Annotated in this window: 13 protein-coding genes; all 13 read right to left on the bottom strand. The window is 58.2% G+C overall.

The window, feature by feature from the left end:
* Positions 1 to 34: 34 nt before the first annotated feature.
* Positions 35 to 2026 (bottom strand): NADH-quinone oxidoreductase subunit L, encoded by a 1992-nt coding sequence (nuoL, locus tag AAAB35_RS17115; RefSeq protein WP_340669491.1) that lies wholly within the window; start codon positions 2024 to 2026, stop codon positions 35 to 37.
* A 7-nt stretch (positions 2027 to 2033) separates the two neighbouring features.
* The gene (nuoK, locus tag AAAB35_RS17110) at positions 2034 to 2342 is read right to left on the bottom strand and encodes an NADH-quinone oxidoreductase subunit NuoK (protein ID WP_027232478.1); all 309 of its coding nucleotides are present in this window, start codon (positions 2340 to 2342) and stop codon (positions 2034 to 2036) included.
* Between the two features lie 13 nt (positions 2343 to 2355).
* The gene (locus AAAB35_RS17105; protein ID WP_340669490.1) at positions 2356 to 2976 is read right to left on the bottom strand and encodes an NADH-quinone oxidoreductase subunit J; all 621 of its coding nucleotides are present in this window, start codon (positions 2974 to 2976) and stop codon (positions 2356 to 2358) included.
* A gap of 177 nt (positions 2977 to 3153) precedes the next feature.
* Positions 3154 to 3645, bottom strand: coding sequence for an NADH-quinone oxidoreductase subunit NuoI (gene nuoI, locus AAAB35_RS17100; RefSeq protein WP_340669489.1), 492 nt, complete (start codon positions 3643 to 3645; stop codon positions 3154 to 3156).
* An 11-nt stretch (positions 3646 to 3656) separates the two neighbouring features.
* Positions 3657 to 4703, bottom strand: a complete 1047-nt coding sequence (nuoH, locus tag AAAB35_RS17095; protein WP_340669488.1) for an NADH-quinone oxidoreductase subunit NuoH — start codon at positions 4701 to 4703, stop codon at positions 3657 to 3659.
* A gap of 17 nt (positions 4704 to 4720) precedes the next feature.
* Positions 4721 to 6802, bottom strand: coding sequence for an NADH-quinone oxidoreductase subunit NuoG (gene nuoG, locus AAAB35_RS17090; protein WP_340669487.1), 2082 nt, complete (start codon positions 6800 to 6802; stop codon positions 4721 to 4723).
* Between the two features lie 106 nt (positions 6803 to 6908).
* Positions 6909 to 7478, bottom strand: a complete 570-nt coding sequence (locus AAAB35_RS17085) for an NADH-ubiquinone dehydrogenase (RefSeq protein WP_340669486.1) — start codon at positions 7476 to 7478, stop codon at positions 6909 to 6911.
* A 13-nt stretch (positions 7479 to 7491) separates the two neighbouring features.
* A complete protein-coding gene (nuoF, locus tag AAAB35_RS17080; protein ID WP_340669485.1) occupies positions 7492 to 8793 on the bottom strand; it encodes an NADH-quinone oxidoreductase subunit NuoF in 1302 nt (433 codons plus the stop codon).
* Between the two features lie 63 nt (positions 8794 to 8856).
* Positions 8857 to 10035, bottom strand: coding sequence for an NADH-quinone oxidoreductase subunit E (locus tag AAAB35_RS17075; RefSeq protein ID WP_340669484.1), 1179 nt, complete (start codon positions 10033 to 10035; stop codon positions 8857 to 8859).
* Positions 10035 to 11225, bottom strand: coding sequence for an NADH-quinone oxidoreductase subunit D (locus tag AAAB35_RS17070; RefSeq protein ID WP_340669483.1), 1191 nt, complete (start codon positions 11223 to 11225; stop codon positions 10035 to 10037). Before AAAB35_RS17070 ends, AAAB35_RS17075 begins: the two co-directional genes overlap by 1 nt.
* A gap of 42 nt (positions 11226 to 11267) precedes the next feature.
* Positions 11268 to 11876, bottom strand: a complete 609-nt coding sequence (locus tag AAAB35_RS17065; RefSeq protein WP_340669482.1) for an NADH-quinone oxidoreductase subunit C — start codon at positions 11874 to 11876, stop codon at positions 11268 to 11270.
* Between the two features lie 9 nt (positions 11877 to 11885).
* Positions 11886 to 12467: an NADH-quinone oxidoreductase subunit B gene (locus AAAB35_RS17060; RefSeq protein WP_027232469.1), complete on the bottom strand. Its 582-nt coding sequence runs from the start codon at positions 12465 to 12467 to the stop codon at positions 11886 to 11888.
* Positions 12458 to 12823, bottom strand: coding sequence for an NADH-quinone oxidoreductase subunit A (locus AAAB35_RS17055; RefSeq protein WP_091922538.1), 366 nt, complete (start codon positions 12821 to 12823; stop codon positions 12458 to 12460). The genes AAAB35_RS17060 and AAAB35_RS17055 overlap by 10 nt, the downstream gene beginning before the upstream one ends.
* Positions 12824 to 12843: the final 20 nt, after the last annotated feature.

Genomic DNA, 12843 nt, shown 5'->3' with positions numbered 1-12843 from the left:
AAGGTAACGGTCGAGAGAATTGGCCAGTCGGTCATTAGAAGTTGCTCCCGAGCATCATCCACGTGACGAGCGCGGCGACCCCAATGAGCATCGCGAACGCATAGTGATAAAGGTAACCGGTCTGCAGGCGCACCACCCGGTTGGTCACGTCAACGACGCGCGCCGAAATTCCGTCCGGTCCATAGCCGTCGATGAGCCAGCCATCACCCTTTTTCCACAGGAACCTGCCAAGCGCTTTCGTAGGGCGAACGAACAGAAAGTCGTAGAGTTCGTCGAAATACCACTTGTTCAGCAGGAACTGGTAGAGGCCGGGATGCTGTGCTGCGAGGCGCTTCGGCGTTTCGGGCGAGCGGATATAGAACTGCCACGACACCAGGAAGCCCACGACCATAGCGATGAATGGCGACAGTTGAACGATGAACGGCACGTGGTGATGTTCCTCGAGGATGTCATTGCCAGGAGCCGTAAACAATGCGCCTTTCCAAAACTCGGCATATTCATGGCCGAAGAAGTACTCGTGGAAAATCACGCCAGCAAAGAGTGCTCCTGCGGCGAGGATGAACAGCGGCACCAACATCACGTAGGGAGATTCATGCACATGGTGCATGACATCATGGCTTGCACGCGCCTTGCCATGGAACGTCATGAAAATCAGACGCCAGGAATAGAAACTGGTGAAGATCGCGGCGATGACGAGAAGGATATAGGCATAGTTTGCCACGGGATTGTGCGAGGCGAATGCCGACTCGATGATCATGTCCTTCGAGAAGAAGCCGGCGGTCCCGATCAACGTGCCCGGAATGCCGAGACCCGTCAGCGCAATGGTGCCGACAATCATCATCCAGTAGGTTTGCGGAATGAGTTTCCGCAGCCCGCCCATGTGGCGCATGTCCTGTTCGTCGGAGACGGCGTGGATCACTGAACCCGCGCCCAGGAAGAGCAGAGCCTTGAAGAAAGCGTGAGTGAACAGGTGAAAGATGCCGGCACCGTAAGCGCCGACGCCGAGCGCAACGAACATGTAGCCGAGCTGCGAACACGTCGAATAAGCAATCACGCGCTTAATATCGTTCTGGACGAGACCGACCGTTGCCGCAAAAAACGCCGTGGTTGCACCGATGAAGGTGACGAACATCAGAGCCGTGTGCGAAAGTTCGAAGATCGGTGAAAGGCGCGCCACCATGAATACGCCGGCGGTAACCATCGTTGCCGCGTGAATGAGGGCAGAGACCGGTGTTGGGCCTTCCATGGCATCCGGCAACCAGGTGTGGAGCAGGAACTGCGCCGACTTGCCCATCGCGCCCATGAATAGCAACAGCGCGGCAATGGTGATCGCTCCCTGCTTATCAAGTGTATAGCCAAGGAAATTGAGAACGATCTGGCTACTGTCCGCGGCACCCTCTGCCGGCAAATACTGCGCTGCTGATGCAAACAGCGTATCGAACTGAACGGTATCGAACAGAACAAACAGCGAGAAAATGCCGAGGAGGAAGCCAAAATCACCAACGCGGTTGACGACGAATGCCTTTATTGCCGCCGCATTGGCAGACGGCTTTTTGTACCAGAAGCCAATCAGAAGGTAGGAGGCAAGGCCCACGCCTTCCCAGCCAAAGAACATCTGGACGAGGTTGTCGCCCGTCACCAGCATCAGCATGGCGAAGGTGAAGAGCGAGAGGTAGGCGAAGAAGCGCGGACGATCGGGATCATGATGCATGTACCCGATCGAATAGGTATGGACCAGCGCCGAGACTGTATTGACCACGACGAGCATCACCACCGTCAGCGTATCGATGCGCAGCGACCAATCGAAACTCAACGAGCCCGACTCGACCCAGTGCGCCACCGGAACCTTGAACCCCTCGGTGTGACCGAGCGCGACCGAACCAAATGCGATCCAGGAAAGGATGGCGCAAACGATCAAGAAACCAGTCGTGACATACTCGCTCGCCTTGGCACCGATGGCGGAGCCAAAAAGCCCGGCAATCAAAAAGCCGAGCAGCGGAAGGAAGACAATCGCCAGATACAGCATGCCCCCGTCAACCTTTCATCATGTTGACGTCTTCTACGTCAATCGATCCACGATTGCGGTAGAATACGACGAGAATAGCAAGACCGATCGCTGCCTCCGCGGCGGCAACAGTCAGGACAAACAGCGCAAAGACCTGGCCGACCAGATCATGCAGGGCGGCGGAAAACGCCACGAAATTCAGATTGACCGCAAGCAGGATTAATTCGACCGACATCAGGATGACGATGATATTCTTCTTGTTGAGGAAGATTCCGAAGATCCCGAGCGTGAACAGCAGGGCAGAAACAGTCAGATAATGCGCGATACCAATTTCCATCATGACGCTCCTGTCAGATACCCTTGCCTGTTTCGACCTGCTTGACCTCGATGGCCGTTGCAGGCGTGCGGGCCACCTGCTGCGCAATGTTCTGGCGCTTGATGTTCGGCTTGTGACGAAGCGTCAGAACGATGGCACCGATCATCGCGACCAGAAGAACGAGGCCGGCAATCTGGAAGAAATAAACGTAATCCGTATAGAGAATGTCGCCGAGCGCCGCCGTGTTGGTGCGGGTCGCCAGGTCAGGCGTTGGCTGAACCGGCGCCGAGGTGAGGTTGGGCGCAAATATCGAACCACCGAGGACAATGATGAGTTCAGCCGCGAGAATAAGGCCGACCAGTGCGCCGATCGGCGCGTATTGCAGAGCCCCACTCTTCAGTTCGGCAAAATCAACATCCAACATCATGACCACGAAGAGGAAGAGAACCGCCACCGCGCCGACATAGACGACGAGGAGGATCATCGCCAGGAACTCGGCACCGGTCAGAAGGAAGAGCCCCGCCGCATTGAAAAAGGCGAGGATCAGGAACAGCACGGAATGCACGGGGTTACGCGCCGCGATAACCATGAACCCACTGGCCACAGTGATGAAGGCGAAAAGGTAGAAAAACGCCGCCGCGATACCTGTCAGCATGGGTTCCCCCGATTTCCATTCCGGCAGGTCGTCCTGCCATTAAACCCGGCAGATAATTCTGCCATTTCAAACGGATCGTTTGCCGTTGCGGCCAAATGATCTTTCAATTTTCAAGCCTCTTAGCGCATGTTCCCGGTCTGTTGAAGATCGGCGACCAAGACACATGCGCGCAGTTCATTAACGATAGGGCGCATCCATCGCGATGTTGCGCGCCAATTCCCGCTCCCAACGATCGCCGTTAGCAAGCAGACGTTCCTTGTCGTAGTAGAGTTCCTCGCGAGTTTCCGTCGCGAACTCGAAGTTCGGACCCTCGACAATGGCGTCGACAGGGCAGGCTTCCTGGCAGAAGCCGCAGTAAATGCACTTCACCATGTCGATGTCATAACGAACCGTGCGGCGCGTGCCGTCGTTGCGGCGCGGACCGGCCTCGATCGTGATGGCCTGCGCCGGACAGATGGCCTCGCAAAGCTTGCAGGCGATGCAGCGTTCTTCCCCGTTGGGATAACGGCGCAACGCATGTTCACCTCGGAAGCGCGGGCTGATCGGCCCCTTCTCGTACGGATAGTTCAACGTCGCCTTTGGTGCAAAGAATTGCCGCATCGACAGGAAGAATGCCCCGACGAATTCCAGAAGCAGGAGAGATTTAGCGGCTTGTGCCAATTGTGCCATGCTCGTTCTCCTTAAGGCGTCAGGCCAGTGATTTTGAGGAAGGCCGCGGTGGCAATGACCATGAAGATCGAGATCGGCAGGAACACCTTCCAGCCAAGCCGCATCAGTTGGTCGTAGCGGTAACGCGGAACGAATGCCTTCACCATGGCGAACATGAAGAAGCACAGGAAGAGCTTGAGCAGGAACCAGACAACACCCGGAACCCAGTTGAGGAACCAGACGTCGAGCGGGGGCAGCCAGCCGCCCAGGAACAGGATCGTCGTCAAGGCGCACATCAGCGTGATGGCGACATATTCACCGAGGAAGAAGAGCAGGAACGCGGTCGATGAATATTCGATCATATGACCGGCGACGAGTTCCGATTCAGCCTCAACGAGATCGAACGGCGGCCGGTTGGTCTCTGCCAATGCCGAAATGAAGAAGATGATGAACATTGGGAAGAGGCCGAGCCAATGCCAGTCCAGGAAAGAGTTAGGCAGGCCCACTATCGTGCCCAGACCAGTCTTCTGCGACATGACGATGTCAGTCAGATTGAGCGATCCCACGCAAAGCAGCACGGTCACGATGACGAATCCGATCGACACTTCGTAGGACACCATCTGGGCGGCCGACCGAAGCGCGCCAAGGAAGGGATATTTCGAGTTCGACGCCCAGCCCGCCATGATGACGCCGTAGACTTCGAGCGACGAAATAGCCAGCACATAAAGGATACCGACATTGACGTTGGCGACAGCCCAGCCCTCATTGACCGGGATGACTGCCCATGCCGCCATGGCAAGGACCGACGATACAAGCGGCGCAAGGAGGAAAATGCCCTTATTGGCGCCTGATGGAATGATCGGTTCCTTGACGACGAACTTCAAAAGGTCGGCGAAGGACTGCAGTAGTCCGAACGGCCCGACGACATTGGGGCCGCGCCGCAACTGCACCGCCGCCCAGACCTTGCGATCCGCCAGGAGCAAATAGGCGATGATCAACAGCATCACGACCAGCAACAGCAGGGATTTGCCGAGGATGATCAGCAGCGGCAGGATGTAGGTTGCGAAAATCTCTTCCATATCAGTCTCTTTCCCGCCTACTCGGCCGCCTGCTTGAAGCCGCCCTTGGCGAGCGCCGAACATTCGGCCATGACGGCAGAGGCGCGTGCAATCGGGTTGGTCAAGTAGAAATCCTTGACTGGCGAGATGAAGGCCGTTTTCTCGACTGGGCCGATTGCAATCGCCAACTTCTCGACGTCGGCAGGGTTGCCGGCCTCGATCGAGTCGACCGAAGCGAGATGCGGATACTCTGCATAGAGGGCCGAGCGCAAGGCCGCGAGCGAGTCAAATGGCAATTTCTTGCCAAGTGTGTCGGATAGGGCGCGCAGGATCGCCCAATCTTCCTTTGCATTGCCGGGAGCAAAGCCTGCCCGGCTGGTCATCTGCACGCGACCTTCGGTATTGACGTAGGTGCCCGACTTTTCCGTGTAGGCCGCACCCGGGAGGATCACGTCGGCATTGTGGGCGCCCTGATCGCCGTGCGTACCGATGTAGACGGTGAAGGCCTTGTCCTTCTTCGACCAGTCGAGTTCGTCGGCACCAAGCAGGAACAGCACGTCGAGCGCGCCCTTCATTTGAGCAACCGTCTTGCCGCTCTCGCCTGGAACGAAACCGATATCGAGTGCGCCCACACGGCTCGCGGCGGTATGCACCACGCCGAAACCATTCCAGTCGTCCCTGAGGGCACCAGCTTGCGCGGCAATCTTCGCGGCCAGACCCAATACTGCCTGGCTGTCCGGACGCGACAGTGCGCCCTGCCCGACGATGATCATCGGGTTTTTCGATTTCTTGAGGACCGACATGAACTTCACCGAGCCCGCAGCAAGCTCGGCTAGTGTCTCGGCTCCGCCGCCGAGATATTCATACTTGTAGCGCAAGTCGGCCTGTTCCCCGATCAGGGCAATGGGCGTTCCAGCGGCGCGCCAGCGCTTGCGGATACGGGCATTAAGCAGCGAAGCCTCAAAGCGCGGATTGGATCCGATGATAAGGATCGCATCGGCCTGCTCGATCCCGTCGATTGTCGGGTTGAACATATAGGAAGCGCGTCCACCCGCAGTATTGAGCACTGAGCCGTCCTGCCGCGCGTCGAAATTGGCAGAACCAAGCGACGTTAAAAGCGCCTTTAATGCATACATCTCCTCGACGCTGGCAAGATCACCGGCAATGGCGCCGATCCTGCTGCCCTTCGTATCCGCAACGGCGGCCCTTATCGCGTCGAATGCTTCCGGCCAAGTCGCGGCAACGAGACGGCCGTCCTTGCGGATATAGGGCCGATCGAGGCGCTGCGTGCGCAGGCCGTCCCAGATGAAGCGTGTCTTGTCGGAAATCCATTCCTCGTTCACCTGCTCGTTGACGCGTGGCAAAATACGCATCACTTCGCGCCCACGGGTATCGACACGGATCGCCGAGCCGACAGCATCCATCACGTCGATGGATTCGGTCTTGTTCAATTCCCACGGACGGGCCTGGAACGCGTACGGCTTCGACGTCAGCGCTCCGACAGGGCAAAGATCGATGACATTGCCCTGCAGCTCGGAAGTCATCGCCTGTTCGAGATACGTAGTGATCTCGGCATCCTCGCCGCGGCCGATCAGGCCGAGTTCGGAAATCCCGGCGACCTCGGTCGTGAAGCGGACGCAGCGCGTGCAGTGGATGCAACGCGTCATGATGGTTTTGACGAGAGGACCGATATATTTGTCCTCGACCGCGCGCTTGTTTTCCCGGTAGCGCGAACTGTCGACACCAAACGCCATCGCCTGGTCTTGCAGATCGCATTCGCCGCCCTGATCGCAGATCGGGCAATCCAGCGGATGGTTGATGAGCAGGAACTCCATCACACCTTCGCGGGCTTTCTTGACCATTGGCGTGTTGGTGAAGATTTCGGGCGTTTCGCCATTCGGACCGGGGCGCAGGTCGCGTACACCCATGGCACAGGAGGCGGCCGGCTTTGGCGGTCCGCCTTTTACCTCGATCAGGCACATGCGGCAATTGCCGGCGATCGACAAGCGCTCATGGAAACAGAACCGCGGCACCTCGGCACCCGCCGTTTCCGCTGCCTGCAGAAGCGTATAGTAATCCGGTACCTCGATTTCCTTACCGTCGACTTTGATCTTTGCCATCGTCTGTCCAACCTCGCGGAACATCCCGCATTTCAGTCTGGCATCCCCGCATCCGCTGGAATGCCTTCAATTTTCTACGTGCCAGCAACGCTGACGCGCAACTTGTTCAGGGTTTCCCCATCAATAGATTTGCCTGCCCCACCCAGTCGTCACGCAGAATGCGCCCGCCGAACTTGAGTTCGTCGTCAACCCGCGCGACGTCCTCGGCCGTCCACCCGGCAATTTGCGCGTAGGTGCGTATGCCCATGCCATTCAGCACCTGTTCGAGCTTCGGCCCGATGCCGGAGATCCGCTTCAGGTCATTAGCCTGGGCTGACGCGTCGGGGGTCGCGGGCTGAACGCTCGCGGTGTCGACAACGACCGCCTTCGGCCTTGCGGGTGCTTCAAGCACATCGGCCGACGCCGTGGCAGCCGTGCCACGAATGATCGTCTTCAGGTCGTCCACGTCGGCGGAGACGCGCGAACCGTCGGCCTCCGCCGTCTTCAAGTTCGCACCGAAGGCTCCAGCCATGGCACCGGCCCAGAAGCCCCACATCTGGCTGGCGATCCCGAGACCCATTGCGGATGCGGCGGCCGCGGCGCCGAGCGGCGGGGTCAGGAGGTTGACTGCGGCAATTGCCTGGTTCGGCATCAATGCCGTCCAAGCGTCCGAGCGGTTCTTTGCATCCTCTGCCATTTGCCCTTCCACTCTATTCCGCCGCTTCAAGCACAGGGCTTGGCGAGGCATTGCGTGAGAATTCTTCAATTCGGCGCTCGATCTCAGGGCGGAAATTGCGGATGAGGCCCTGAACCGGCCAAGCCGCGGCATCGCCGAGTGCGCAAATCGTGTGACCTTCGATCTGCTTGGTGACGTCGAGCAGCATTTCGATCTCACGCTTCTGCGCGTTACCGGTGACCATGCGCTCCATCACCCGCCACATCCAGCCTGTACCCTCGCGGCACGGCGTACACTGGCCGCAGCTTTCGTGCTTGAAGAAATAGGAAATGCGGGCAATCGCACGGACGATGTCAGTCGACTTGTCCATCACGATCGCGGCCGCCGTTCCGAACGACGACTTGACGGCACGCAGCCCATCGAAATCCATCGGGCAATCGATGATGTCGGCCGCTGTTACCACCGGGCAGGAAGCGCCGCCGGGGATGACCGCGAGAAGATTGTCCCAGCCACCGCGAATACCGCCGGCATGCTTGTCGACCAGTTCACGGAACGTAATGCCCATGGCTTCCTCGACGGTGCACGGCTTATTGACGTGACCGGAAAGCATGAAGAGCTTGGTGCCGACATTGTTCGGCCGGCCAATGCTGGAGAACCAGGCGGCGCCGCGGCGCAGGATTGTCGGGGCAACGGCAATCGATTCAACATTATTGACGGTGGTCGGGCAGCCATAGAGGCCCATATTCGCCGGGAACGGCGGCTTCAGGCGCGGCTGCCCCTTCTTGCCCTCGAGGCTCTCAAGCAGTGCGGTTTCTTCGCCGCAAATATAGGCGCCCGCACCGTGATGGACGAAAATATCGTAATCCCATCCATTCTTGTTGTTCTTGCCGAGTAGGCCGGCATCGTAACATTCGTCAATCGCCGCCTGCAGTGCTTCGCGCTCGCGAATATATTCGCCGCGCACGTAAATGTAGCAGGTATTGGCGCCCATGGCGAAACCGGCAATGAGGCAGCCTTCAATCAGCGTATGGGGATCGTGCCGCATAATATCGCGGTCCTTGCAGGTGCCAGGCTCCGACTCGTCCGCATTGACCACGAGATAATGCGGCCGGCCATCGCTTTCCTTCGGCATGAACGACCATTTCAGCCCGGTCGGGAAACCCGCGCCGCCACGCCCGCGCAGCCCGGAAGCCTTCATTTCATTGATGATCCAGTCGCGACCCTTTTCCAGGATCTGCTTGGTGCCATCCCAATGGCCACGGCCCATCGCGCCCTTCAAGGATTTGTCCTTGTGGCCATAAATATTGGTGAAGATGCGGTCTTTGTCAGCGAGCATTTCGCACCTGTCCTACTCTCTTCGTCCATTCCAGGCGAATGCGCGTCGCATACGCCAAATTGATTATCTCGGCTTCTTGCCGAAAACCTTGATGTATTCCGCTTCGCCGCCCTTGGCCAAAGCCTTGGCTTGCTTGACCCACTCGTCGCGTTCGATGCGGCCCTTGAAGTTCAAATAACTGTCGACCCACTCACGCTCGGCCTTCTTCCAGGCAGCCACCTGGGCAAAGGTGAAAATGCCGAGTTCATGCAGGATGTCTTCGATCTTCGGCCCAACCCCTGCAATCAGCTTGAGATCATCAACGACCGCCGGTCTTTCGATTGCAGCCGGACGATTCTTGTCTTCGAGCGAAACAGGCTTCGCGACCGCGCTTTCCCGCTGTACGGCCGGCTTTTCTCCAAGCGAACCCTCAGCGAGCGGCGGATTCTTGATGGCACCGCGCGCCGAAACAGGCCTGGCAGCCGGCTTCGACGTCGCATCCTCGGCGGCCTTCGTTGCCTTCACCTTGGATGGCGACTTGATGGCTGCATTGGTCGCCTCATCATGCGTGACGGGCTTGGCCGCATTCGACGGAGGAATGGAAGCAGCTTCCGAGCCTGCCCGTTTTACGGTTTTAGGCCTGGAGACGCCATTCCCATCAGTCAGCGATGTGAGGCCGCCTTCGGGCGCCGAGAAGAAACGCTCGATCTGCGGGCCAACCGGAATCGAGGCGCCATTTCCGGCCTCGAAAGCGTCAATTATTTCCTCAAGCCGTTCCGGGGTCAGATCTTCGTACGTATCCTTGAATACCATGACCATCGGAGCATTGACGCAGGCGCCGAGGCATTCGACCTCTTCCCAAGACAGCGTGCCCGCTTCGTTCGTGTGGAACTGCTCATGATGAATCTTGTGTTGGCAAACGCGCTTCAGGTCTTCCGAACCACGCAACATGCACGGCGTCGTACCGCAAACCTGGATGTGCGCGCGCGTCCCTACCGGCTTCAACTGGAACTGCGTATAGAATGTCGCAACCTCAAGGACGCGGATCAGCGGCATATCGAGCATGCCGGCCACGTGTTCGATCGCCGCCTTCGTCACCCAACCATCCTGCTCTTGCGCGCGCATCAGCAGCGGAATGACAGCCGACTGCTCGCGGCCCTTCGGATACTTGGCGATCGCTTTTTTGGCCCAAGCGCTATTTTCGCGATTGAACGCGAATGCCGCTGGCTGGATGCTATCTTCTGCAAGACGACGGACGGACATTAACGATCAACCTCACCAAATACGATATCGAGCGAGCCGAGCACCGCGGATACGTCGGCCAGCATGTGGCCACGGCACATGAAGTCCATGGCTTGAAGATGGGCAAACCCCGGGGCGCGCAACTTCACGCGGTAAGGCTTGTTGGACCCATCGGACACGAGAAAAACACCAAATTCGCCCTTGGGCGCTTCGACCGCCGCATAAACTTCACCGGCCGGCACGTGATAGCCTTCGGTATAGAGCTTGAAGTGGTGGATGAGCGCTTCCATCGAACGCTTCATCTCGCCCCGCTTGGGCGGCACGATCTTCGCGGACATGTTGGAGACGGGGCCAACTCGTTCCTTGCCGAGCAGGAATTCAACGCATCGGCGCATGATCCGCACCGATTGGCGCATCTCTTCCATGCGGATGAGGTAACGGTCGTAGCAGTCCCCATTCTTCCCGATCGGAATATCGAACTCCATTTCGGAGTAGCATTCGTAGGGCTGCGACTTGCGCAAATCCCATGCGGCGCCGGAGCCGCGCACCATGACGCCGGAGAAGCCCCATGCCCACGCGTCCTCAAGGGTGACAACTCCGATATCGACATTGCGTTGCTTGAAAATGCGGTTTGGCGTGATGAGATCGTCTAGGTTCTTTACGGTCTGCAAGAACGGATCACACCATTTGCCGATATCCTCGACGAGCTTGTCCGGGATATCCTGATGGACGCCGCCCGGACGGAAATAGGCGGCGTGCATGCGCGCGCCGCAGGCACGTTCATAGAACACCATCAGCTTTTCGCGCTCTTCAAAGCCCCAGAGTGGCGGCGTCAGTGCGCCGACGTCCATGGCCTGCGTCGTGACGTTAAGGAGATGCGAAAGGATACGCCCGATCTCCGAGAATAGCACACGGATAAGCTGGCCGCGCTTTGGCACCTCGATTTCGAGCAGCCGCTCTACGGCCAAAGCATAGGCATGCTCCTGGTTCATCGGTGCAACGTAATCGAGACGATCGAGATAGGGCACCGCCTGCAGATAGGTTTTGGCCTCCATCAATTTCTCGGTGCCGCGATGCAACAGACCGATATGCGGATCGACGCGCTCGACCACCTCGCCGTCCAGCTCAAGCACAAGGCGCAAAACGCCATGCGCCGCAGGATGTTGCGGGCCGAAGTTGATGTTAAAGTTACGGACGCTGTGTTCAGTCATGGCTAGCTTCCCGAGAGGGGGCATAAAGTCTCATCAACACGCTCAATTTGCCTTGGCCTTTTCGTCGCCCGGCAGCACGTAGTCCGTGCCTTCCCATGGCGATTGGAAGTCGAAATTGCGAAACTCCTGCCGGAGTTCGACAGGTTCGTAGACGACGCGCTTGATCTCGTCGTCGTAGCGGACTTCGACGAACCCGGTAAGCGGGAAATCCTTGCGCAGCGGATGCCCTTCAAATCCGTAATCGGTGAGGATGCGGCGAAGGTCCGGGTGGCCCGAAAAGAGAACCCCGTAAAGATCGTAGGTCTCGCGCTCATACCAATCAGCACCAGGATAGACCGCCGTTGCCGAAGGGACAGGCGTATCCTCGTCGGTTGCGACCTTGACCCGGATGCGCAGGTTCTGGCGGGGCGACAAGAGGTGATAAACCACATCAAAACGCTGCTCGCGCGAGGGATAATCGACCCCGCTGATATCGATCAGCGAGATGAACTGACACTGCACATCGTCGCGCAGGAACGTCAGGACGTCGAGCAACTTATCGCCCCCGACTTCGATCGAGAGTTCGCCATAGGCGATTTCGACCGATTTCAGCTCCAGAGAGGGCTTCTCGCTAAGGTAGCGGGAGAGTTCACCCAATGCTTCTTCGAACATGGCCCCCTCCTATCGCTCGATCGTTCCGGTGCGGCGGATTTTCTTTTGCAAGAGCAATACACCGTAAAGAAGTGCTTCCGCAGTGGGCGGGCAGCCTGGAACGTAGATATCGACGGGGACGACACGATCGCAGCCACGGACTACCGAGTACGAGTAGTGGTAGTAGCCGCCGCCATTGGCGCAGGATCCCATGGAGATCACGTAGCGCGGCTCAGGCATCTGGTCGTAAACCTTGCGCAGCGCCGGTGCCATCTTGTTGGTCAGCGTGCCCGCTACGATCATTACGTCCGACTGGCGCGGAGAAGCGCGCGGAGCAAAGCCGAAGCGCTCGCCGTCATAGCGTGGCATGGAGGTGTGCATCATCTCAACGGCACAGCAGGCAAGACCGAATGTCATCCACATCAGCGATCCGGTGCGCGCCCAGGTTACCAAAGCGTCAGCTGAAGTAACGAGGAAGCCCTTGTCTGCAAGCTCATTGTTGATTTCGCCGAAGAAAGCATCATCCGAACCGATGGGCTTGCCGGTGTTCGGGTCGAGAATACCCTTGGGTTTCGGTGCGACGAGGGTGGTGGTGCCGTCGGTCAATCCCATTCCAGCGCTCCCTTCTTCCACTCATAAATAAAGCCTATCGTCAGGACGGCGAGAAATACCATCATGGACCAGAAGCCGAACCAGCCGATTTTGCCGAAGGATATCGCCCACGGAAACAGGAAGGCCACTTCCAGATCGAAAATGATGAACAGGATCGAAACGAGATAGAACCGCACATCGAACTTCATGCGGGCGTCGTCGAAAGCGTTGAAACCGCACTCGTAGGCCGACAACTTTTCCGGATCCGGCGCACTGTATGCGACCAGAAAAGGCGCAACCAACAGTGCCAGACCGATTACCAGCGCTACCCCGATAAAGATAACGATGGGCAGGTAGGAACTTAATAGCTCGTTCATGATCCGTCTTTTTCCGCCTT

Source organism: Phyllobacterium sp. (assembly GCF_037994425.1).
Taxonomy (GTDB): Bacteria; Pseudomonadota; Alphaproteobacteria; order Rhizobiales; family Rhizobiaceae; genus Phyllobacterium.
Note: the sequence above shows the minus strand (reverse complement) of the source record. Positions and strands in the feature narration are given on the sequence as shown.

What these genes read in the sequence shown, in the direction of transcription:
- AAAB35_RS17060 (WP_027232469.1), bottom strand. Translation starts at nt 12,467, where the DNA reads ATGGGATTGACCGACGGCACCACCACCCTCGTCGCACCGAAACCCAAG.
- AAAB35_RS17075 (WP_340669484.1), bottom strand. Translation starts at nt 10,035, where the DNA reads ATGTCCGTCCGTCGTCTTGCAGAAGATAGCATCCAGCCAGCGGCATTC.
- AAAB35_RS17065 (WP_340669482.1), bottom strand. Translation starts at nt 11,876, where the DNA reads ATGTTCGAAGAAGCATTGGGTGAACTCTCCCGCTACCTTAGCGAGAAG.
- nuoH (WP_340669488.1), bottom strand. Translation starts at nt 4,703, where the DNA reads ATGGAAGAGATTTTCGCAACCTACATCCTGCCGCTGCTGATCATCCTC.
- nuoL (WP_340669491.1), bottom strand. Translation starts at nt 2,026, where the DNA reads ATGCTGTATCTGGCGATTGTCTTCCTTCCGCTGCTCGGCTTTTTGATT.
- AAAB35_RS17070 (WP_340669483.1), bottom strand. Translation starts at nt 11,225, where the DNA reads ATGACTGAACACAGCGTCCGTAACTTTAACATCAACTTCGGCCCGCAA.
- nuoG (WP_340669487.1), bottom strand. Translation starts at nt 6,802, where the DNA reads ATGGCAAAGATCAAAGTCGACGGTAAGGAAATCGAGGTACCGGATTAC.
- AAAB35_RS17085 (WP_340669486.1), bottom strand. Translation starts at nt 7,478, where the DNA reads ATGGCAGAGGATGCAAAGAACCGCTCGGACGCTTGGACGGCATTGATG.
- nuoI (WP_340669489.1), bottom strand. Translation starts at nt 3,645, where the DNA reads ATGGCACAATTGGCACAAGCCGCTAAATCTCTCCTGCTTCTGGAATTC.
- nuoF (WP_340669485.1), bottom strand. Translation starts at nt 8,793, where the DNA reads ATGCTCGCTGACAAAGACCGCATCTTCACCAATATTTATGGCCACAAG.
- AAAB35_RS17055 (WP_091922538.1), bottom strand. Translation starts at nt 12,823, where the DNA reads ATGAACGAGCTATTAAGTTCCTACCTGCCCATCGTTATCTTTATCGGG.
- AAAB35_RS17105 (WP_340669490.1), bottom strand. Translation starts at nt 2,976, where the DNA reads ATGCTGACAGGTATCGCGGCGGCGTTTTTCTACCTTTTCGCCTTCATC.
- nuoK (WP_027232478.1), bottom strand. Translation starts at nt 2,342, where the DNA reads ATGGAAATTGGTATCGCGCATTATCTGACTGTTTCTGCCCTGCTGTTC.